General features: G+C 48.2%; 20 protein-coding genes and 1 pseudogene. 15 read left to right on the top strand and 6 right to left on the bottom strand.

The genetic code is table 11. The features are described 5' to 3' along the window. Positions 1–11: 11 nt before the first annotated feature. The 4 genes from clpX (at position 12) to CDA54_RS05135 (ending at position 6657) form a co-directional block, all read left to right on the top strand. Positions 12–1289: an ATP-dependent protease ATP-binding subunit ClpX gene (clpX, locus tag CDA54_RS05150; RefSeq protein ID WP_099033942.1), complete on the top strand. Its 1278-nt coding sequence runs from the start codon at positions 12–14 to the stop codon at positions 1287–1289. Between the two features lie 194 nt (positions 1290–1483). Further along, a complete protein-coding gene (lon, locus tag CDA54_RS05145; RefSeq protein ID WP_099033941.1) occupies positions 1484–3850 on the top strand; it encodes an endopeptidase La in 2367 nt (788 codons plus the stop codon). Positions 3851–4084: 234 nt separating this feature from the next. Then, entirely contained in the window at positions 4085–4357 is a 273-nt protein-coding gene (gene hupB / locus CDA54_RS05140) for a nucleoid-associated protein HU-beta (protein WP_099033940.1), read from the top strand. 386 nt (positions 4358–4743) lie between these two features. Continuing rightward, complete coding sequence (locus CDA54_RS05135; protein ID WP_099033939.1) at positions 4744–6657, top strand: SurA N-terminal domain-containing protein; 1914 nt, start codon at positions 4744–4746, stop codon at positions 6655–6657. 89 nt (positions 6658–6746) lie between these two features. On the opposite strand, the gene CDA54_RS05130 is transcribed toward CDA54_RS05135, so the two are convergent. Genes CDA54_RS05130 through pspF form a run of 6 tightly spaced genes read right to left on the bottom strand, consistent with a single transcriptional unit; the run spans position 6747 to position 13144 of the window. Beyond that, a complete protein-coding gene (locus CDA54_RS05130) occupies positions 6747–7526 on the bottom strand; it encodes an ATP-binding cassette domain-containing protein (protein WP_099033938.1) in 780 nt (259 codons plus the stop codon). Continuing rightward, positions 7523–8518: a peptide ABC transporter ATP-binding protein gene (locus tag CDA54_RS05125; RefSeq protein WP_099033937.1), complete on the bottom strand. Its 996-nt coding sequence runs from the start codon at positions 8516–8518 to the stop codon at positions 7523–7525. The genes CDA54_RS05130 and CDA54_RS05125 overlap by 4 nt, the downstream gene beginning before the upstream one ends. Next, the gene (locus CDA54_RS05120) at positions 8518–9411 is read right to left on the bottom strand and encodes an ABC transporter permease subunit (RefSeq protein WP_099033936.1); all 894 of its coding nucleotides are present in this window, start codon (positions 9409–9411) and stop codon (positions 8518–8520) included. Before CDA54_RS05120 ends, CDA54_RS05125 begins: the two co-directional genes overlap by 1 nt. Next, positions 9398–10429: an ABC transporter permease gene (locus tag CDA54_RS05115; protein WP_099033935.1), complete on the bottom strand. Its 1032-nt coding sequence runs from the start codon at positions 10427–10429 to the stop codon at positions 9398–9400. Before CDA54_RS05115 ends, CDA54_RS05120 begins: the two co-directional genes overlap by 14 nt. Before the next feature lies 1 nt (position 10430). After that, positions 10431–12041: an ABC transporter substrate-binding protein SapA gene (gene sapA, locus CDA54_RS05110; protein WP_373286071.1), complete on the bottom strand. Its 1611-nt coding sequence runs from the start codon at positions 12039–12041 to the stop codon at positions 10431–10433. Continuing rightward, positions 12038–13144 carry a phage shock protein operon transcriptional activator gene (pspF, locus tag CDA54_RS05105; protein ID WP_099033933.1) on the bottom strand — a complete coding sequence of 369 codons (1107 nt, stop codon included), beginning with the start codon at positions 13142–13144 and terminating at the stop codon, positions 12038–12040. Before pspF ends, sapA begins: the two co-directional genes overlap by 4 nt. Before the next feature lie 206 nt (positions 13145–13350). On the opposite strand from pspF, the gene pspA reads away from it, so the two are divergent. From pspA to CDA54_RS05050, 11 genes and pseudogenes are all read left to right on the top strand, one after another. Then, positions 13351–14034: a phage shock protein PspA gene (gene pspA, locus CDA54_RS05100; protein ID WP_099033932.1), complete on the top strand. Its 684-nt coding sequence runs from the start codon at positions 13351–13353 to the stop codon at positions 14032–14034. Between the two features lie 18 nt (positions 14035–14052). After that, positions 14053–14289 (top strand): envelope stress response membrane protein PspB, encoded by a 237-nt coding sequence (gene pspB, locus CDA54_RS05095; RefSeq protein WP_099033931.1) that lies wholly within the window; start codon positions 14053–14055, stop codon positions 14287–14289. Next, positions 14286–14717 (top strand): envelope stress response membrane protein PspC, encoded by a 432-nt coding sequence (gene pspC / locus CDA54_RS05090; RefSeq protein ID WP_099033930.1) that lies wholly within the window; start codon positions 14286–14288, stop codon positions 14715–14717. The genes pspB and pspC overlap by 4 nt, the downstream gene beginning before the upstream one ends. A 95-nt stretch (positions 14718–14812) precedes the next feature. Beyond that, positions 14813–16231: a YcjX family GTP-binding protein gene (locus CDA54_RS05085; RefSeq protein WP_099033929.1), complete on the top strand. Its 1419-nt coding sequence runs from the start codon at positions 14813–14815 to the stop codon at positions 16229–16231. After that, positions 16228–17253 carry a YcjF family protein gene (locus CDA54_RS05080; RefSeq protein ID WP_099033928.1) on the top strand — a complete coding sequence of 342 codons (1026 nt, stop codon included), beginning with the start codon at positions 16228–16230 and terminating at the stop codon, positions 17251–17253. Before CDA54_RS05085 ends, CDA54_RS05080 begins: the two co-directional genes overlap by 4 nt. A 149-nt stretch (positions 17254–17402) precedes the next feature. Further along, positions 17403–18203, top strand: a complete 801-nt coding sequence (gene phhA / locus CDA54_RS05075; RefSeq protein ID WP_099033927.1) for a phenylalanine 4-monooxygenase — start codon at positions 17403–17405, stop codon at positions 18201–18203. A 19-nt stretch (positions 18204–18222) separates the two neighbouring features. Next, on the top strand, positions 18223–18564 hold the full coding sequence (locus CDA54_RS05070; RefSeq protein ID WP_099033926.1) for a 4a-hydroxytetrahydrobiopterin dehydratase: 342 nt from the start codon (positions 18223–18225) through the stop codon (positions 18562–18564). A gap of 136 nt (positions 18565–18700) precedes the next feature. Beyond that, the gene (tyrR, locus tag CDA54_RS05065; RefSeq protein ID WP_099033925.1) at positions 18701–20257 is read left to right on the top strand and encodes a transcriptional regulator TyrR; all 1557 of its coding nucleotides are present in this window, start codon (positions 18701–18703) and stop codon (positions 20255–20257) included. 329 nt (positions 20258–20586) lie between these two features. Further along, positions 20587–21603, top strand: coding sequence for a fumarylacetoacetate hydrolase family protein (locus tag CDA54_RS05060; RefSeq protein WP_099033924.1), 1017 nt, complete (start codon positions 20587–20589; stop codon positions 21601–21603). Continuing rightward, a complete protein-coding gene (maiA, locus tag CDA54_RS05055) occupies positions 21600–22253 on the top strand; it encodes a maleylacetoacetate isomerase (protein WP_099033923.1) in 654 nt (217 codons plus the stop codon). The genes CDA54_RS05060 and maiA overlap by 4 nt, the downstream gene beginning before the upstream one ends. Positions 22254–22281: 28 nt before the next feature. Next, a pseudogene (locus CDA54_RS05050) lies at positions 22282–22638 on the top strand (four helix bundle protein). The last annotated feature ends 41 nt before the right edge of the window (positions 22639–22679 follow it).

Raw genomic sequence — 22679 nt, 5'->3', positions numbered from 1 at the left:
GTAAAGTGTAAATGAGCGATAATCAGAGCGGCGAAGGTGACAACAAACTCTTGTACTGTTCCTTTTGTGGCAAGAGTCAGCACGAAGTCCGTAAGTTGATTGCAGGGCCTTCGGTATTTATTTGTGACGAATGTGTTGAATTGTGTAATGACATTATTCGTGAAGAGATCAAAGAAATAGCACCGAAGAAGAAGCAGAGTGCGCTACCCAAGCCGAATGAGATTCATCATCACCTTGAAGATTATGTTATCGGTCAGGATCATGCCAAGAAAGTGCTATCGGTAGCGGTGTATAATCATTACAAGCGACTGCGCAATGGTGATGTCCATGAGGGTGTGGAGTTAGGTAAAAGTAATATATTGCTGATCGGGCCAACCGGCAGCGGTAAGACCTTGCTGGCTGAAACGCTGGCGCGTTTTCTGGATGTTCCTTTCACCATGGCCGATGCCACAACACTGACTGAAGCCGGTTATGTGGGCGAAGATGTAGAAAATATTATTCAGAAACTGCTGCAAAAATGCGATTACGATGTAGAGAAGGCGCAGCGCGGGATCGTCTATATCGATGAGATAGATAAAATTTCACGCAAATCAGACAATCCTTCCATTACCCGGGATGTATCCGGTGAAGGCGTTCAGCAGGCACTGCTGAAGCTTATTGAAGGAACCGTTGCTTCTGTTCCGCCTCAGGGAGGCAGAAAGCATCCTCAGCAAGAATTTTTGCAGGTAGATACATCAAAGATCCTGTTTATCTGTGGTGGCGCTTTCGCCGGACTGGATAAGGTTATTGAGCAGCGGGCACAAACCGGTACCAGCATTGGTTTTGGCGCCGAAGTACGCAGCAAATCAGATATGATGGGTCTGAGTAAACTGTTCCAGCAGGTTGAACCTGAAGATTTGGTTAAGTACGGTCTGATTCCCGAGTTTATTGGTCGTTTGCCTGTGGTAGCGACGCTGGAAGAGCTTAATGAAGACGCGTTAATACAGATCCTCCGTGAACCGAAAAATGCCCTGACCAAACAATATGGTGCACTCTTTGCCATGGAAAACGCTGAACTGGAATTCCGTGAAGATGCATTGCATGCCATTGCCGTTAAAGCGATGGAGCGCAAAACAGGCGCACGGGGGTTACGTTCCATTGTTGAGGGAGTGTTGCTGGAAACCATGTATGATTTACCGTCCATGGACAACGTGAGTAAGGTCGTGATCGACGAATCCGTAATACGCGGGGAATCCAAGCCCATTCTTATTTATGACAATGCTAAAGAGAAGAAGGCGGCGTCTGAGTAACTGAGAAGGTCCCGAACGGGGCCTTTTTTTATACAGGATGTACGGTATGCCGTGTTCGAAGAACAGTCAGAGAGTAGCGATGAACTGTTATGCATCCATAAACCGGTGCCAATGTCTGAATTCGCTGTCAGTGATTGAACTTTCTGACGCCATCCCCATATTATTAGCCAATTGAAACTGTAAAGAGATTCCTTATGACGAGTGATCGGACCGAAATGGTCGAAATGCCGGTACTGGCACTGCGGGATGTAGTGGTCTATCCGCATATGGTTATTCCTTTGTTTGTGGGGCGCGAGAAATCAATTCAGTGCCTCGATGCTGCCATGGACAAAGACAAGCAAATTTTTTTGGTGGCGCAAAAAGACGCCGGGGTGGATGAGCCAGAAACTGACGATATTTATCGGGTAGGCACCGTAGCGACGATTCTGCAATTGCTTAAATTACCGGATGGTACGGTAAAGGTATTGGTAGAAGGCAATGTGCGGGGAGAGATCCAGACCTATCTTCAGGATCAGGAATATTTTGTTGCCGAGGTGCTCAAAAAAACCGATGAGCCAATCGACGAGGCCGAGCAGGAAGTCATGATTCGTTCCGCCACCTCTCAGTTTGAAGGCTATGTGAAGCTGAATAAGAAGATCCCGCCGGAAGTACTGACGTCGCTTAATGGTATTGAGGATGCAGCAAGGCTGGCTGACACGATGGCGGCTCATATGCCACTCAAATTGTCAGAGAAACAGAAAGTGCTGGAAATGGATCAGGTTGGAGAACGCCTGGAATATTTAATGGCGCTGATGGAAAGTGAAATTGATCTGCTGCAGGTGGAGAAAAAGATCCGCACCCGGGTTAAAAAGCAGATGGAAAAAAGCCAGCGCGAATATTACCTGAATGAGCAGATGAAGGCCATCCAGAAAGAGCTGGGTGAAATGGATGATGCTCCTGATGAATTTGAAGCGCTGAGTAATAAAATCGAAGAAGCGAAAATGCCTGCCGACGCTAAGAAAAAGGCTACGGCAGAATTACAGAAACTGAAAATGATGTCTCCGATGTCGGCTGAAGCCACTGTCGTGCGTAGTTATATCGACTGGCTGGTGACCGTACCCTGGTTTAAGCGCAGCAAGGTGAAAAAGGATCTTGCCAATGCCGAGAAGATTCTGGATGCCGATCACTATGGGCTGGAAAGAGTAAAAGAGCGTATTATCGAATATCTTGCTGTGCAGCAGCGAGTCAGAAAGCTTAAGGGGCCGATACTTTGTCTGGTTGGTCCGCCTGGCGTAGGTAAAACCTCATTGGGGCAATCCATTGCCAGGGCCACAGGACGTAAATATGTGCGTATGGCGTTGGGTGGTGTCAGGGATGAGGCCGAGATAAGAGGCCACAGGCGCACTTATATCGGCTCACTGCCTGGTAAGCTGGTACAGAAAATGGCGAAAGTCGGGGTTAAGAATCCACTGTTCCTGCTCGATGAAATCGATAAAATGTCATCGGATATGCGTGGCGATCCGGCTTCTGCTTTATTAGAGGTATTGGATCCAGAGCAGAACAGTCTCTTTAGTGATCACTATCTCGAAGTGGACTATGACCTTTCTGATGTGATGTTTGTTGCCACCTCCAACAGCATGAATATTCCTGGTCCATTGCTGGATCGAATGGAAGTCATTCGCCTGTCTGGTTATACCGAAGATGAGAAGCTGAATATTGCTCAACGTCACCTCATTGAAAAACAGATGGGGCGTAACGGCCTCAAAAAGGGTGAGTTGATCATAGAAGAGTCAGCGATTATCGGCGTTATCCGTTATTACACCCGCGAAGCAGGAGTGCGCAGTCTGGAGCGGGAAATTTCCAAGATTTGCCGCAAGGCGGTGAAAAACATTCTGCTTGATAAGTCAGTAAAAGAAGTGGTGGTCTCTGGAGACAACCTGTCCGATTATCTTGGCGTCCAGCGATTTGACTATGGCAAAGCGGATAAAAACAATCAGATCGGACAGGTTACCGGTCTGGCATGGACTCAGGTGGGTGGAGATTTATTGACCATTGAGACGGCAGCGGTACCAGGTAAGGGTAAGACAACCTTCACAGGTTCTCTCGGTGATGTGATGCAGGAGTCCATTCAGACTGCCATGACGGTGGTGAGGAGCCGTGCCGATAAACTGGGTATCAATAAAGATTTTCACGAGAAGCGGGATATTCATGTGCACGTTCCTGAGGGGGCGACGCCGAAAGACGGACCCAGTGCAGGCATTGCTATGTGTACGGCGCTGGTGTCTACGCTGACAGGTAATCCGGTAAAATGTGATGTCGCTATGACCGGTGAAATTACATTGCGCGGTGAAGTACTGGCTATTGGTGGCTTAAAAGAAAAGTTATTAGCCGCTCACCGTGGCGGGATTAAGACAGTGATGATTCCGAAGGAGAACGAACGGGATCTGAAAGAAATTCCGGATAATGTTAAACAGGATCTGGATATTCATCCTGTGCAATGGATTGATGAGGTTTTAGTGCTGGCACTGGCTAATAATCCTGAGGGCTTTGAGCCTGTAGAGCCTGAAGAACAGAAAAAATGACGCTTTGCTGTGTTTTTTGTTGATTTTTTCGCTGTAAGGGCTTCCCTACAGGATAGGTTGTGGTAGCCTTGAACAGGAAATGGCTTGAAGCCCTGTCACAAAAGGGATCTAAGCTGTTCTTAATAATTTAAAGTGTCTAAGTCTTGGCTTGAAGTTAGTATTCAGGCTTGTTATAACAAATTCGCAACAAGTGTGCGAAACAGACAAATAATAACAAATGAAGGGGATGATATTGTGAATAAGTCTCAACTAATCGATAAGATCGCTGCTGGTGCTGATATTTCAAAAGCTGCTGCTGGTCGTTCGTTGGACGCATTGACCGATGCAGTTACTGATGCACTGAAATCCGGTGATCAAGTTGCTTTGGTTGGTTTTGGAACTTTCTCTGTACGTGAACGTGCTGCACGCAGTGGCCGTAATCCACAAACAGGTGCAACCATCCAGATTGCTGCGGCCAAGGTACCTTCTTTCAAAGCGGGTAAAGCGCTGAAAGATGCCTGTAACTAAGTAGCTAACAGTGTCTGAAAAAAGCGATGAGTTAACTCATCGCTTTTTTTATGTCCAGTGATGGACGGTATGCCGAAAATGTCGGGAACGTTTTTCGGCGATGCCCAGAGTTGGGCTTGACAGGTAATTATAAGCTACTTCCCTATAGCTTACCTGCTGCGCAGGCCAGCTAAAGCTGTTCCCTGGCGTTCCATACGCCATGGTGTTTCTGAATAACCCATACTCCTGTCGTCCAGGGCGATCGTATGATGGTCTTACAGCGAATTGTCATCGATTGTACGACCGGTTATTTCGGCTAAGTGTGGCGTTCTGTTTACCTCGACAATACGGTATAATCACTGCCATTTTCAGTCTGCCGTCAGGCAAATCGGAGTTAAGAGACCAAGATGTTAGAAAGAATCAGAGAGGGATCCCAGGGGCTGGGTGCCAAAATAATTCTGGGACTGGTGATTGTCACCTTTGCTTTGGCCGGTGTTGGCAGCTATCTGAATGCGAAAAGTGATCAGCCAGTCGCCAATGTAAATGGCGAAGATATTGGTCAGGCGAGCTTAGAGCGAGCCTACCAGAATGAGCGGGCCAGAATGGAGCAGCAGTATGGGGATGCGTTTATCGATATGATGGCGGATTCGGAATATATGCGTACATTCAGGCGTAACCTGCTGGATCGTCTGATTGCCGAAAAGCTCGTTGAGCAAACAGCAGAAGATCTGGGCCTGCGGGTCAGCGATCAGCAGGTAAAAGACGCCATTCTGGAGACGCCAAGCTTTCAGATTGCTGGTGCATTTAATAATGACAGGTACCAGGCCATACTTCGCCAGAATGGTCTGCAGCCTAAAGATTTTCGCGATATTTTGCGTCAGGACATGACGCGTCAGCAGGTGGTCAGAGCGGTGCTTGGCACTGAGTTTAGTCTGAATAGCGAGGCACAACTGGCGTACCGGTTACAACGGCAAACCCGTGATTTGGGATATTTGTCAGTACCTGCGAGCGCTTTTATGCAGGAAATCGAGATTACTGATGAAGAGTTAAATGCCTTCTATCAGGCTAATATTACCCAGTTTGATACGCAGGAAAAGATCTCCCTGCGGTACGTGGAGCTGAAAGTAGATGACTTGCTATCGCAGATTGATGTCAACGAAGCGGAGCTTGAGGAGTACTATCAGGTAAATGCTGAGCAGTACCGTACAGAAGAGCAGCGTCGTGCGTCGCATATTTTGTTAGAAGTGGATGGGGATAATACTGAAAAGCAAATGGAGCTGGCCCGCGAGCTGCAGCAAAGATTAGAGGATGGTGCTGATTTTGCTGCTCTGGCACAAGAGTACTCTGACGATACATTCAGTGCCGAGAATGGTGGTGATCTGGATTGGTTTGGCCTTGAGGTAATGGATCCCGAATTTGAACAAGCCGTCTTTGGCTTGCAGCAGGAAGGAGCTGTCAGTGAGCCTGTTATCACTGAGTTCGGTATTCACCTGATAAAGCTAACGGGTATTAAGCCTGAACAAGTGCAGAGTCTTGATGAGGTACGTGATGAAATTTTTGCTCAGGTACAGCGTGATAAGGCTGTCGCTGAGTTTTATGATTTACACGAGCAGATAGCCCGGGTGGCCTTTGAAATGCCAGACAACCTGGATGAGGTGGCGGAACTTGCCAGCCAGCCGATTCAGTCAACGTCATTATTTTCCCGTACGGAAGCTCCCGAACTTTTTGATTCGAATCAGATGCAAAATGTGGCTTTTTCGGCTGAGTTGATCGAAGACAGAGTTAACAGTGATGTGATTGATGTTTCCGCAGAACATCTGGTGGTGATGCGTGTTGAGGAACATAAGCCACAACGTACTCGCCCTTTAGATGAAGTTGAGCCGATGATTTTTGAGCAGCTTCAGGCCCAAAAAGCACAACAGGCTGCACGTACCTGGGCGCAGAAGGTGCTGGGCCATTATCAGAGCGGTGAGACCGACACAGCAGAGCAAATGCTTGCACAGATGTCTCTGAGTTGGGAGGAATATGAAGCTCAGATGCGTTACGGCGCCGCTTTACCGCCAGCTGCGGTTGAACAAGCCTTCAAGTTACCCGCACAGCAGAAAGAGAACATGACAGTGGTTAATACTGCTGATGGTAATGTGGCGATTGTCAGAGTCGACAATATTCACAATGCTGAAGAAGCAGAGTCTGCGATGCTTGGACAGCTTTCAGAACAGTTGTCTGAGGGACGCGGTCAGAGAGTATACACTGATTTTATCGAAGCCCTGAAATCTCAGGCCGATATTGAGGTTTATGCGGTGCAGCCGACAACAGAATAATCGTTGAGTTATTGATATAAAGCCATAGTGATAAAACGCTGCTTCGGCAGCGTTTTTTTATGTCGATTCTGGTATTATTACAACGGGTATTATTGCCCCGAAATCAGTTCCTGATGAGCCTGAATCGTTCGTTTGGTATATTCTGACTTTGGCCAGTTAAAAATGACTTCAGTCTTACCTGACTCCACCACTTTTCCTTTCTCAAGAACCAATATTCGATCACTTATATGACGGACAATTCCGAGGTTGTGGGAGATAAATATAAACCCCAGGCCTAATTGTTGCTGTAGGTTCATCAACAGATTTGCGGTTTGTGATCTGACCGATGGGTCGAGTGCAGCAAAAGGTTCATCGGCAACGATAACCTGAGGATCGAGTATCAGTGCACGTGCGACAGCCGCTCGCTGATGTTGCCCCTCAGAGAGCATGTGGCGATAGAAGTACTGATGTTCAGGCAACATACCCACCTTAACCAGAGTATTCTCTATTTGTCTTTTCCGCTCTGTGGCAGACATGTTGGTGTTGAGAATAAGAGCCTCTTCCAGCTGCCCCCCCAGAGTCAGACCGGGATTAAGGGAGTCTTTACTGTGCTGAAATATCATTCGTATGGCGCTGAAGCGCCGTTGCTGACGGCTGTCGCACATGGGCTCCCCATTTAGCAATATACTGCCAGCCTCAGGCTGCAAGACGCCAACCAGTAATTTGGCCAACAACGATTTACCTGAACCATTCTCACCCATTATGGCCATCGTCTCACCGCGTTTGAGCTCAAAGCTCAGCGGCGATAGACGGAATAGCTCCCGGTTTGAGAACAGGCCACTTTTTTGTTTACGGTAAGACAAACCGCTGACGGTAAGCAGACTATTCATGGCTTATCTCTGTGCAGCGGGAAGTGGCAGGCATAAGAATGGCCATGAATGTGTCTGGTGGCCGGCATTTTTACGCATTCTCTCTGTGCTCTTGGACAACGGGGGCCCAGTCTGCATCCTATCGGCAAATGCTGAAGTGTCGGTATCGTGCCGTCGAGACAGGACAGTGGGGACTTAGGAGGCAGGTCCCGCCGGAAGCTGGGGGCGCTGTCCAGCAGGGCTTTGGTATAAGGGTGTAATGGGCGCCGTTTGACCTGTTCTATACTGCCACTTTCTACGGTCTGACCACAGTACAACACGGTCATCGTATTGGCCATGGCAGCAATGGCCAATAAGTCATGACTGACAAAGAGTACACTCAACCCTTGTGTTTTATTCAGTTTGGTTAGTAGCTTTAGTATTTGTACTTTGGTAGTGGTTTCCATGCCTACTGTAGGATTATCGGCAATCAGCAGTTTGGGCTTGGACACCAACGCCATGGCGATAGAGAACTTCTGACAGATGTCTTCCGGTAATTGATGAGCATAACTGGACAGACACAGATTATGATCACGAATGCCTACACGGTGTAGTTCCTGAATGGCAATATCGAGTCGCTGTTGCCTGCGTTGCCAGAACCAGCCTTTAGTCAGCCGATAGGAAGGAATACTCTCTTCAATCTGCTCTCTGAGGGTAGCGGATGGATCCAGAGCAGCAGACGCATTTTGTAAAATGACAGATATTTCGTTTCGGGTTATTGCCCGGCGCTGGTTGCCTGACATACCCAGTAAGTCATTACCTTTCCAGTTCATCCGATCTGCCGTCACACGCCACCTTTCGGGAATGGCACCGACAATGGATTTTACGATAAGACTTTTACCTGAACCCGACTCGCCCACCAAAGCACGAATTTCGCTGGTATCAATACTCAGACTGACTTTGTCGAGCGCACTGACCCAACCCATCGGAGTATCAATTTCCAGAGTGAGGTTTTTAATGTCCAGCATCGGCATTATTGAAGCAACCTGTTTTTTAGTGCGGTGCGCAGTCCATCCCCGACCAGGTTGATTGACAGCACCATCAAAAAGATAGCGGCACCGGGCAGTGCAACACTCCAGGGGGCCGCATAAGCTGTGTCGAGAGCTTCTGACAACATGGTGCCAAGTTCTGGCGACGGAGACTGGGCACCAAGATTAAGAAAGCCCAGTGCGGAAATGTCCAGTATGGCCACAGACAATGCCATCGTGGCCTGCACCACAAGAACCTCTACCATATTGGGTAAAATGTCTTTGACCAGGAGCCTGTGGTTGCTGGCCCCATCAAGGCGTGCCGCCACAATGTACTCTTTCTGAAACTCTCTGCGAACCAGATCCCGGGTCTGATGAATAAACTGTGGTATCAACGCCAGTGTTATCGCCCACATGCTGTTGAGCAGGCCGGTTCCCAATATCGCGACAATGATAATGGCAATCAACAACGTAGGAATAGCCATTATGGCATCCAGCAGGTGATTGATCACACTGGCCCGCAGCCCTCTGCTGATGCCCGCATATGCACCTATACTGCAGCCCACCAGCATTGCAATTAAAACCAATATTACGCTGGTTCCCAGCGTAATTCTGCACCCGTGGATAATACGGCTGAGAATGTCTCTGCCCAGACTGTCTGTACCAAAAAGATGACTTATGTCGCCATTAACGTTCCAGGCCGGAGCCAGCAACAGCATGTCGGTATTTTGTTGAAGCGGTCCATAAGGTACTAAAAATGGTCCTAAAAATGCGGCAACAATAAAGAATAACAGGCACCAAAGTCCCGCCAGGGCAATATGGTTGCGCTGAAAATCGGTCCAGGTGTGGCGCATTGGAGAGGGATAGTATTCCTCCTGATAGAAACTAGGTCTGGGCATAAAATTGCCTCTTATTCAGGGGGTACAGTATGCGTACCAGTAACTCAACTGAAATCGTAAAGGTTACCACTACCGCAGATACGGCAAGCATACCGCCGCGAATCGCGGGAAAGTCTCTTTGATAGATGGCCTGTATCAGCCATTCACCGATGCCCGGCCAGGAAAAAATCACTTCGACGATCATGGCATTGGTCAGCAAAACGGTAAATTGCATGGCGAGTTGCGGCATAATTGGCAAAAGCGCGTTTTTCATACCATGGCGCCAGAATACCTGAGAGTGACTCAGGCCTTTGGTGTAAGCGGCCTTGATAAAGTCGCTCGCATAAACCGTGACTACCGATCGACGTATCAGGCGGATGACCAGAGCTGTAGTCACTATCGACAGTGAAAGGGTGGGAAGTACAAGATGACGAAGTGCATCGAACAAAGCGGCATCTTTAACAGGCATCTCTGAGCGTAAAATATCAACCAGTATAAAGCCGGTACTGTGCGGGATATCAAACAGCAGGCTGATACGCCCAGACATTGGCAGATATCCCAGTTGCAGGGAAAAGATCAGTATAAGTAGCAGAGATAACCAGAACACCGGAAAAGAAAAACCGGTCAGACTCACCGAGAGGATACTCATGTCGGTGTAGGAACGGTGCTTCAACCCCGCCAGAACGCCCAAAGGCAAACCCACTACCAAAGAGATCACCATAGCGTACAGACTGAGCTCAAGACTGGCGGGTAGTAGTTTCAGAATATCTTCGAATATCGGTGTCTGAGAGTTCAGACTGACTCCCCAGTCACCGTTAAGTGTTAACTTAAGGTAAGTCCAGAATCCGCTAAACCAGCCCTCATTCAACGCATACATTAACTGCAGCTGATGGGACTGATCAGCCGATAACGCAGGGATACCAGATAAATTAGTCAGGGCATCACCGGGAAACAGAAAGGCCAACACATAGGAGGCCAGGCAAAGTATAAACAGCGTTATGATTAACAGATTAAGACGGCGGGCAATGGCGATCAACATATCAGTCCCTGTCCTTGCTGACATTAGCGAAGCTGATGCCACCGAAGGGGTTTATCTGTAAACCACTGACGCCTTTACGATAAGCCTGAAAGCGATAAGCATGAGCAATAGGTAGCAACGGAACCTGATCCATCAGTATTTGATTGGCCTGTTGATAGTAGCTCATGCGAATGGATTCATCTGCCGTTCTCACCGCCAGATTAATCAGTTTGTCGTACTCAGCTGAGCACCAGTTCGCTCTGTTGCTACCAGAAGCAATGGCTGAACAGCTCAGCAGTGGTCGGTAAAAATTATCCGGGTCACCGTTATCTGCAGACCAACCTATTAACACTGAATCATGTTGCCCTTTTAGCAGCAGACGGCGAAAGGTACTCCATTCGTGGCTGACAATTTGTACCTGAATGCCTACATCAGCAAGATAGTGCTTGATCAACTCCGCCATTTTTGTGGCATTTGGATTGTATGCCCGCTCTACGGGCATAGCCCAGATAGTCATAGTAAAACCTGGCTCAATACCGGCTTCCTGAAGCAGCTTTTTTGCCTGCACCGGATTATATGAACTTTGCTCTAACGTATCATCATAGGCCCAGGAAGAGGGAGGAAGCAGGCTTTTTGCTGCCACAGCTGTATCAAAATAAATTGCATCCAGTAATGTTTTTCTGTCAACGGCCAGGGCCAAAGCGCGTCTGACCCGTGCATCATCGAAAGGAGCTCTGGCAGTGTTAAATGCCCAGAAGCCCACATTCAGACCGGGCCGCTCCTCCAGGTAAAGGTCTGAACGCTCCTCGATGACCTGCAGTTCAGTCTGGGCCGGATAGGCAATCACATCACATTCACCGGTAATCAGTTTGGCCAGCCGCAGTGAGCTTCGGGAGGTTATATCGTAAATCAGTTGTTCTACAGATTGGTTGCCTTCCCAGTAACCATCATGACGACTGTATCGGATATAGGCATCCTTGCGGTAGCGATGAAACTTAAAGGGGCCTGTGCCAATAGGAAGAGAGTCAATCAATTCTGGTCTATTTTCAGTCATCAGCTGGCTGGCGTACTCTTCCGAGAGGATAACGGCGAAATCAGTGGCCAGTGTTGCCAGAAAAGAGCTGTCCGGGTAATTGAGCTTGATTTCCACCCGAAACCCATTGATCAGGCTAACCTCTTTAATAATCTGCTGGAGTCCAAGGCTTTCGAAGTAGGGGTAACGGCCACCAGACACCTGATGATATGGGTGGTTGGGATCAAACCAGCGGTTAATACTGAACAACACGTCTTTAGCATTAAAGCTGCGGGTAGGAGTGAAATAGGCGGTCTGATGGAAGTTAACATGCTTACGTAACTGAAATGCATAAGTCAGCCCATCCCGGCTCACCGACCAACTGCTGGCCAGTGACGGAACCAGCTTACCCGTCTCAGGATCGAAGTCGATAAGTCTGTTGTAAAGCTGATGAGACGTGGCATCCGCTGTTGTTCCGGATATATCCAGTTGTGGATTGAAGGTGATGGGGCTTCCTTCGGAGCAGTAAACCAGCCCCTCCATGGGCAGAGAGTTCTGCCCCGGTTTCTGGCATCCGCTGAGTATTGATAAGGCCAGCACGACGAGAACACGGCGTCTCACTGTAATTTTTCCTGTTCGCTGTTGGCTGACTCCAGCAGATTGTACTTCTTCAGATAGCCCCTTAGCTGATGATAGGTGAGTCCGAGTTTGTCAGCCGTTTTCTTCTGATTAAACTGGCTGTCTGCCAGTGCAGAACGAATCAGTTTAATTTCAAAATCCTGGGACAGATTCTTCAGGTCTACCGGAAAATCAAAATCGGGTTGTATATATCCATTGGTGTGTTGTGGCTTTGCGTCCGATAGCGGTGTTTCGGGTTCACTGAACTGAGCTGTGGCATGTGGGTGACTGTGAACCCTTTGTTTTATATGCTGTTTTGGCCGGTAAGGTGAGGCAAATGGGTCAAGAACCATTTCATGTACCGGAAGATGTGGGTTGTTGCATCGGTACACCGCCCGTTCCACGGCATTTTTGAGCTCCCGGATATTTCCCGGCCACTCATAATTAAGCATGGTGCGTTTGGCTTTTTCGGTAAATCCGCTGAACAGCTCCATATCCAGCTCGCGAGCCATATTGATTGCAAAGTGCTCCGCTAACATCAGAATATCTTCCTGGCGCTCACGTAACGGTGGCAGCGTTATGACATCGAATGCCAGCCTGTCCAGCAGGTCTGCCCGAAAGCTGCCTTGTTCAGCCAGACTGGGCAGGTCTTCATTCGTGGCAGCAATGAGTCTGACATCCACTTTGACGCTTCGGGAGCCGCCTACACGCTCAAACTCACCGTATTCAATTACTCTCAGTAGCTTTTCCTGAATCAGGCCGGAAGTATTGGCCATTTCATCAAGGAACAGGGTGCCATTGTGGGCTGTTTCAAAGCGGCCTTCGCGGCGTTTAGATGCGCCGGTAAAAGCCCCGGCCTCGTAACCAAACAGCTCACTCTCCAACAGATTGTCATTCAGAGCAGCACAGTTGAGTTTCAGGTAACTCTGTTCCCAGCGTTTGGACAAGTAATGTAACCGTGCAGCAATTAATTCTTTACCTGTACCGCGCTCGCCAATTACCAGAACAGGTTTGTCCAGAGGGGCGATTTGCGATACCTGTTCCAACACTTCTAAAAAGCTGTTGGACTGCCCCAGTAGATTATCTTGTTGACGAAAACGACTCACGCTGTTCCTTAAAAAGTGGTCTAAAAGACTAATTTGTGGTTGATATAAATAATATTCTAGATGAAGGATAAAAGGTAGTAAATTAATAGTTTCTTAAAATCAATGGGTTATATTTGTTTGCTGATTGGCCTGGTTATTGAATACCTGATATCAGACGAGGTCATATTGACCGGTCACTCAAGTTTAATGATAAAGAGGTAAGTATTATGGGTATTTTCTCCCGATTCTCTGACATTGTGAACTCTAATCTTAATGCTTTATTGGATAAGGCTGAAGATCCAGAGAAAATGGTACGTCTGATCATCCAGGAAATGGAAGACACGTTGGTGGAAGTGCGTTCTACCTCGGCGAAGACGCTGGCCAACAAGAAAGACATTGTCAGTCAGGTTGCGAAATTAGAATTACAGGCCAGGGATTGGGAAAACAAAGCTGAACTGGCGTTGAGTAAAGATCGTGAAGATCTTGCCCGTGCCGCGCTGATGGAACGCAAAAAGACCGATGAGCATGTTGAAGTGCTGAATCGTGAACTGACTTTGGTGGAAGAGCAAATCAGTAAACTGCAAAGTGAAATCGGACAATTGCAGGAAAAACTGGCTGATGCGAAAGCCCGTCAGAAAACCATTATTATGCGTCAGCAAACAGCCCAGTCCAGGCTGGAGATTAAGCGCAACCTAGACAGTGGCAAAGTCGATGATGCGATGGGGCGTTTCGAGCGATATGAGCGTAAAATAGATGATCTGGAGAGCCAGGTAGAAGCCTATGATTTAGGTAAAAATACCCTGGCTGATGAATTTGCCGAGCTCGAAGCCAGCGATAAGATTGATGAGGAGCTGGCGGCGCTGAAGAAAAAGGTTAAGACTAAACAGCCCTCTGGTAACAGCAAAAAGTAACGGTTTAAGGAGAGTGTTGTGGAAGGTGTAATTGGTATCATTGTTGCGCCCATTATCATTTTTATGATCTTTGTGGCGCCTATCTGGTTGATTATGCATTACCGAAGCAAGAAGCAGGTAGCACAGGGACTGTCAGAGGAAGAGTTTGCCGCCCTGACAGAGCTGGCTAAGAAAGCGGAGGTGATGAGTGAAAGGATTCAGACACTTGAAGCCTTGCTGGATGCCGAGGCCCCGCAGTGGAGGAACAGAGCATGAAAAGTAAAGGACAGCTTTACCGGGACAGTAAAAATGGCAAGGTAGCCGGCGTCTGTGCCGGCGTTGCTGCCTATTTTGGCTGGGAAGCCTGGTTGGTAAGGATCATTTTTATCTCAGCAGTGTTGCTGGCTGGCGGTCCATTTTTCATTATGGCGTACATTGCGGCCTGGTTTATTCTGGATAAGAAGCCAGTCCAGCACCTCTCTGTGGGCAGTATGCAATCCTCCTCCGGAAAGGGGTGGCAGAACAGTGATTCTTCAGAAGCAGTGGAAGTGAAGTCTAAGGTCTGGCAATCCGGAGAGCCGCCCCAGCAAGCGTTTCACGACATTGTTGGCCAGTTTGACCGGCTCGAAACAAGGCTTCGGAGAATGGAAACGTATGTGACGTCCTCGCAGTATCAGCTGAATCGCGAAATCAGCCAGTTGTAACTTTACTCTGCTGACTTCAGTATGTCACTTTGGTATTGGCATGATGATGGGCAGGATGCCCTCACAATGACACCTCCAGTTAGTTTAAGGATTCTATGACATCCGGTTTGCACCAAAAGACGATAAAAAAAATTCGTAGCAAGGCACAGTTGGCCGCCGCCAGAGTAACCGATCGGCATGTACGGCTCGCCGTGACCGGGTTAAGTGGAGCGGGTAAAACGGCTTTTATAACATCACTGGTTAATCAATTACTGGAAGCCAATCATGGCGCTGATTTACCGTTTTTTAGTCCTGCTCGTCAGGGCCGGCTAGTCGGTGCTCAGCGAGTCTCCCAACCTGACCTGCAGTTAGCCCGGTTCGAATATGAACAGGGCATGTCAGCTCTTAATCAGGATTGCCCACAGTGGCCGGCGCCGACCCGGGGGGTCAGTCAAATCCGTATTAATATCCGCTATCAGCATGCACAGCGCTTCCGGCGTTTATTTGCCGATACGTCAACTCTGGTGCTGGATATTATTGATTATCCTGGAGAATGGCTGCTGGATTTGCCTTTACTGGGAATGGGCTTTGACAGTTGGAGTGCGTTCTGTGAACAACAACTTCAGCAACCTGAGCGTCAACACTTAGCGACGGACTTTGTTGCTCAGCTAAAGCAGACTGACTGGCTGGCAGCCGCTGATGAAATGCAGCTTAAAGGGCTTGCCGATGCGTACAGAAGTTATCTGCATCAATGTAAACGGGCTGGGCTGGAACTGATTCAGCCCGGGCGTTTCGTGTTGCCCGGAGAGCTTGAAGGTGCGCCGATACTGCAATTTGTACCTGTACCCGAAACACTTCGCAAGCAGGGTGATAAGGGGGTTCCGGAAGGTTCGAATCTGGCTGTGGTTATTGAACGCTTCAGACAATATAAAGAAAAAGTCATCAAACCTTTTTATCACAACTATTTTAAGCAGTTTGATCGCCAGATTATTCTGGTCGATTGCCTGTCTGCACTGAATCGTGGAGAACAGAGTTTTCAGGAGCTACAGGAAGCGATTAACTGGTTATTAAAGAGCTTTGATTATGGCAATAACTCTCTGGTTCGAAGATTGTTCTCCTCACGTATCGATAAACTGGTTTTTGCCGCCAGTAAGGCTGACCATATTACACCTGATCAACAGGACAATTTAATTCGTTTGCTGGAGTCTATGGTTCACAGTGCTCGCCAGGATATTACTTACCGGGGCAGTAAGATCCAGACGACTGCCCTGGCGGCGATCAGGGCCTCACAAGTGGGTAAAACAGAATACCAGGGTAACATGCTGAGTGTATTGCGTGGCAGAGACCTTGATGGTAAACCCATTATGCTTTATCCGGGGGATGTACCGTCATGCTGCCCACGGAAGGAATTCTGGCAATCTCAGCAATTTAGCTTTCCCGCCTTTGCTCCGCCAAAACGCGATGCTATGTCGGCTCTTCCTCATATCCGGATGGATCAGTTACTGGAATTTTTGTTAAGCGATAAAGTGCAATGAATCAAAACCTTAAAAATAACGGCCTGCATCCCGCTGTGCATATCCCGGTGAGTGAATCTGATAATTCACACCCTGACTCATTACGTTCGGCAATACAGATAGAAGAAGCAGACTTTGACAGCGCTTCTGAAGAAAACGCGACCGAACCTGAAGATGACTTTTCGGCCCCGGGGAAATTATTCTGGTTTGTGGTTTTGTTGTCGCTGATGGCAACCGCGCAGCTGTTTGTCAGTCTTTACAGCGCCTTTCAGACGGGAGCATGGTTTGGGGTCGCCTGGTTAAGCCTGTTGGCACTTGGTGGCCTGGCGATGGGTGTTGCGCTGGTAAAGGAGTGGCGCGCTTTTGCACGACTGGAGCAGCGAAGTCAATGGCAACAGACCTCGGCTTTGCTGGCCGAAAGCCCTGCAATTGGTGAGGCTCGGGACTATTGTTTACAACTGGCGCGGCAGTTACCTCAATCGGCACAGACCAGCGTCACCACCTGGCTTGGTAATCTTCAGCCCCATTACTCTGACAAAGAAATCATGCTTTTGTTTGAACAGCAGGTGCTGAGTGATATCGACAAGCAAGTAGTAAATCAGATTGGTCGTGAAGCGAGTGCATCTTCGGTGCTTATTGCGGTCAGTCCCTTTGCGCTTCTGGATATGCTGTTGGTACTCTGGCGTAATCTTAAGATGATTAATCAGATCTGTCGAAGTTATGGTGTCGATACCGGATATTGGGCACGAATTAAATTAATCAGAAAAATGTGCCATAACCTTGTCTACGCTGGCGCCAGTGAATTAGCCACCGACGCTTCTGCCTGGGCTCTGGGGGGCAGTCTCACTGCGAGGTTGTCAAGCCGCGTGGCGCAAGGTCTCGGAGCGGGTGTACTGACCGCCAGAATGGGCGTTCAGGCAGCGCGTTTGTGCCGCCCAATGCCATTTATTCAGGTGCCGGCTCCGAATACCGGAAAAATTGCCTCTCAGGTGCTCAGCCGACTTAAGAAAATGGAACCTGAATCGGCCGGGACAACAAAATGAGCGCTACGGCAGGTCATGGGCCCTGAAGTCATGTAAAAATAATGTTACGCCTTTGCGGCACCCTGAAAAGACAACACTGCTTTTTCTTTGCCACTATTTAAGTAGACTCACGTCCAACTAAAGCCGAGTTATCGAAGTGGCAGGAATTTATGAGTAAGACAACCCAGTATGTATCCCGTCAGTCAGACGAGAAGGGTATTATCCACTGGAGTGATGAAGACAATGCCGTCTGGCGGGACCTGGTCACCAGGCAACTTGAGATTATTCAGGGGCGCGCCTGTGATGAATATATGCAAGGTCTTGAGTTGATTGATTTGCCCAGAGACAGAATCCCTCAACTGGCAGAAGTCAATCAGGTGCTGGAGCGTGAAACCGGCTGGCAAGTGGCGGAAGTACCAGCGTTGATAAATTTTGATGAGTTTTTCCGTCTGCTGGCAAATAAACGTTTCCCGGTTGCTACCTTCATCCGCACCCGCGAAGAATTTGACTACCTGCAGGAGCCGGATATCTTCCATGAGATTTTCGGTCACTGCCCTTTACTGACGAATCCTGCGTTTGCCCACTTTACTCATACTTATGGCAAGTTGGGTTATGCGGCGAGCAAACAGGACCGCGTCTATCTGGCCAGACTCTACTGGTTCACCGTCGAATTCGGGCTGCTCCGCCAAAACGGTGATCTGAGAATCTATGGAGGGGGGATCCTCTCTTCTCCGGGCGAAACACTGTATGCATTGGAAAGCGATAAACCCGACAGGCATGAGATGGATCCGGTAGAGGCGCTGAGAACGCCCTATCGCATTGATATTATGCAGCCGGTTTACTACGTATTAGATAGCCTTGATGAATTATTCGGGATTGCAGATATGGACATTATGGCGTTGGTAGAAAAAGCCAAAGGTCTGGGTTTGCACAAGCCGAAATTTCCACCGAAAGAAAAAATGGCCAGTTAACCTGAAGGAGAAGATTAATATGACAGAATTATCTGAGCAAAAATGTGAAGCATGCCATGCTGACGCACCTAAAGTGTCTGATGATGAACTGAAACAACTGATGGGGCAGATCCCTGACTGGACGCCCAAAGCCGTTGATGGTGTGATGCAGTTAGAACGAGAATTTAAATTTAAGAATTTCAGGCAGGCGATGGCCTTTGCCAACAAGGTGGGTGAACTGGCCGAATCTGAAGGCCATCATCCGTCTATATTACTGGAATGGGGCAAGGTGACGGTGACCTGGTGGACCCATGCCATTAATGGCCTGCATAAGAATGACTTTATCTGTGCAGCTAAAACAGACGAGCTGTCAGATAACTGAGTGGGCAAGTGATTGCAAAAGGAGCACCAGGTGCTCCTTTTTTATTGCCTGATGACATGTTGCGGGTTGATATTTTGCTGTTTTCCCCCGCACAGATGGCATAAAATGTTTACAACTCAGTGACAGAGGTGTCTTTATGCGTTTGGAAATAAGTTGTCAGGACAGGTTAGGTATTACCCAGGATTTATTAGATATTCTGGTAGAGTATGAGATTGATCTGCGCGGAATAGAGATCGATAAGTCCGGCAAGATTTTCCTTCATTTTCCCAATATAGACTTCGCTGAGTTTCAGCATTTGATGCCCAAGATTCGCCGGATAGACGGGGTGGAGGATGTTAAAACCACTCCATTTATGCCTATTGAACGCGAACAAAATCAGCTCAAAGCATTGTTAAAAACATTGCCCGACCCGGTCTTCTCTATCGATACCAGAGGGTATGTACTGCTGGCTAACGAAGCCGTGTTGTCGAGCCTGGAAAGTGAATATGAAGAAGTGATCGGGCAGGAAATAACGGAACTGGTGAAGGGGTTTAATTTTGTTCGCTGGATGGATGGTAAAGAGGTGTACGCCCAGACCCATAAAGTGAAATTTATCGAACAGGACTTTCTCGCCGACATTCTGCCAATCAATGTTTCAGACGGTGAGGGTGGCGAGATTCTGGCCGGGACTGTGTTATTGCTCAAATCTGAGTACAGGCTTGGGCAGCAACTCACGGCGTTTAATCAAATCAGTAGTGACTCGTTTTCTCAGATACAGGCACAGAGTGCACAGATGAAAAGGGTTGTTCGTGAAGCGAAGAAAATGGCCGAACTGGATGCGCCGATTTTGCTTTATGGTGAAACCGGATCTGGCAAGGAACTGATCGCCAAAGCCTGTCATCAGGCCAGTCGGCGGGGTACGCACCCCTTTTTGGTGTTGAATTGCGCTTCCATTCCCGACGAAGTAGCAGAGCAGGAGTTATTTGGATGTGGTCCGGGCAGTTACGGCAATGAACAGAGTCAGGTAGGTTTGCTGGAGCAGGCACAAAGTGGCACGTTATTTCTTGATGAAGTCGGCGACATGTCATTGCAAATGCAAACCAAGCTATTGCGGGTCTTACAGGATGGGTCTTTCAGGCGTGTAGGGGATGCCAGGGAAGTGAAAGTAGATGTGCGTATTATCAGTACCACTCAAAAAGATCTCAGCCTGATGGTACAGGAAGGTAAATTCCGGGAAGATCTGTATTACCGGCTAAATGTTTTGAGTCTGACTATTCCTTCTTTGCGTGAACGTAAATCCGATATTATTGCTTTGGCAGAATATTTCCTGAAACAGCAAAGCAGTAAGTTGGGGCGTCGCCCGCCGACCCTGAATAAATCCTGTGTCGATTACCTGCAGTCCTATCCCTGGCCCGGCAATGTCCGGCAGCTTGAAAATGCGCTTTATCGGGCTCTGAGCCTGCTGGAAAAAGATGAAATGGGTCGGGATGACGTGCAGCTGCCCAGCAGTATGGGTGCGCCGAGTTATTTCAGCGAGCAGATAGAGGGAACGCTGGACCAGGAAGTAAAACGGTTTGAAAAAGATCTTTTACGCCGCTTATATCCCTCTTACCCGAGTACCCGGCAATTAGCCAAGAAACTGGGGCTCAGCCATACCGCTATTGCCAATAAACTGCGTGAATATGGCATCAACAAGAAGACTGTAAAGGTATGAATACATTCAGGTTGACAAGGCAGGCTGTTGACCCTGCGTTGTTGTATTCCCCTCCACGCAGGGTAAATGGGAGAATGTGGATATCAATTTAAATCTACGTCACGGCGTCTTCGGATTGCACTCTTTTACCATTAAGGAGTCTGTTGAAGTTGTGATACTTTCATAGTTGCAGGGTTTACCCACTGGCTCATTGGCGATTTTTAACGCCGATTAGAGCGCCAGCGGACCTTAACCGACGAGGTGCCATTGATGCCGGCTATTCCCAAGCGGTGCCGGCAGTGGGAAACCCTGAATACATCCATAGTTGGAAAAAGAAGTCTGAATAATCAATGAAATTAGCAACATTAAAAAATGGTACACGTGACGGACAATTGGTTGTTGTCAGCAAAGATCTCAAAACAGCCGTAGCCGTCACCCATATTGCCCCAACCATGCAGTCTGCTTTGGACAATTGGGATACAGTATCGATGCATTTACAGGCCACTTATCACTCTCTGAGCATTGGACAGTTGGATGATGTGATTGCTTTTGATCCCAGTGAATGCGAATCCCCGTTACCCCGCGCCTATCAGTGGGCGGATGGCAGCGCCTACGTCAACCATGTTGAATTGGTCAGAAAGGCCCGGGGCGCGGAAATGCCAGAAACTTTCTGGACCGATCCGCTGATGTACCAGGGCGGCTCCGATGATTTTATTGGTCCAATGGAAGACATCCTGATGCCCAGTGACGAATGGGGTATCGATTTTGAGGGCGAAGTGGCGGTCGTAACAGGCGATGTGCCCATGGGCGTTTCACCACAGGAGGCGGGCAATCATGTGCGTTTGATGATGCTGGTTAATGATGTATCCCTTCGCGGGCTCATTCCCGGAGAGCTGGCGAAAGGATTTGGCTTCTTTCAGTCCAAACCTTCATCAGCATTCTCTCCTGTAGCTGTAACGCCAGATGAGCTGGGTGATTACTGGCAAGACTTTAAAGTCCATTTGCCATTGTTGTCTACCTATAACGAAAAGCCTTTTGGTAAGCCTCAGGCTGGCGAAGACATGACTTTCAATTTCGGTCAGTTGATCGCCCATGCTGCCAAATCACGTAACCTGAGTGCCGGAAGCATTATCGGATCCGGTACTGTATCCAATAAGCAGGGGACGGAACATGGTACGTCTATCGAAGAAGGAGGTGTCGGTTATTCCTGTATTGCCGAGGTACGGATGATTGAGACTATTCGAGACGGTAAGCCCAGTACTGAGTTTATGAAGTTTGATGATCGTATTCGCATAGAAATGCTGGATGAGAACGGTGAAAGTATTTTTGGTGCTATCGATCAGCAGGTTAAAGAGTACCGCTCGTGAGTCTTAAGTTATATGGTTACTGGCGATCCTCTGCCACCTACAGGACGAGGATTGCGCTAAATCTGAAACAACTGGATTATGAGATTATTCCCGTGCATCTGGTCAAAGAGGGGGGCGAGCAGCATCAGCAGCCCTACGCCCGCCTTAATCCAGCGGAGCTGGTTCCGACACTGGTGGATGAGGATGAGGATATTATTCTTAATCAATCACTGGCGATTATCGAGTATCTGGATGAGCGCTATGATTCCGGGCAGCCATTGCTGCCAGAACATAAGTTGCAGCGAGCCAGAGTGCGTGCGCTGGCCTATGATATAGCGGCAGATATTCAGCCTTTGGTAAACCTCAGAGTACTACAGTATATTCAGCGGGAGCATGGCATCGACGATGAAAACAAGTCATTGTGGTGCCGCCACTGGATTGAAAAAGGGTTTACTGCCATTGAGGAACGTTTGCAAACTACAGCAGGAAAATACTGCTTTGGCTTTGACTTGTCACTGGCTGACATTTGCCTGGTGCCTCAGGTCTACAATGCGACCCGTTTTGGAGTGGATCTCGATAAGTATCCACTGATATCTCGTATTGCTTCAAACTGCAATCAGCTTACTGCGTTTGAACAGGCTTTACCGGAAAATCAACCGGACGCAGGGTAAAGCAGTTATGAATGCTGAGTGATTAATTATGAATGCTGAATTAGGGGTTAAGGAGAGAGCGTTTCAGTTTTCAGTCAGACTTGTTCGATTGTGCCTGTTTCTGGATAAACAGAATCGTGTATCGAGGACATTGGCATCTCAGCTTCTGCGGTCAGGTACGTCTGTAGGTGCAAATATTGAAGAGGCTCAGGCGGGACATAGCTAAGCGGATTTTACCGCAAAAATGTCTATTGCAAGGAAGGAAGCCAGGGAATCTCATTACTGGCTTCGGTTATTGCTTGCTACAGAGTTAGTGACTGAGTCTCAGATATCAGAACTTCTGAACGAGTGTGAAGAATTGGTAAAAATACTGACCAGTATTGTCAAAACCTCTCAAGCACACTGAATCACTCATCACTCATCACTCAGCATTCATCACTCAGCATT

It is taken from the genome of Lacimicrobium alkaliphilum, from assembly GCF_002591895.1.
GTDB lineage: Bacteria > Pseudomonadota > Gammaproteobacteria > Enterobacterales > Alteromonadaceae > Lacimicrobium > Lacimicrobium alkaliphilum.
Note: the sequence above shows the minus strand (reverse complement) of the source record. Positions and strands in the feature narration are given on the sequence as shown.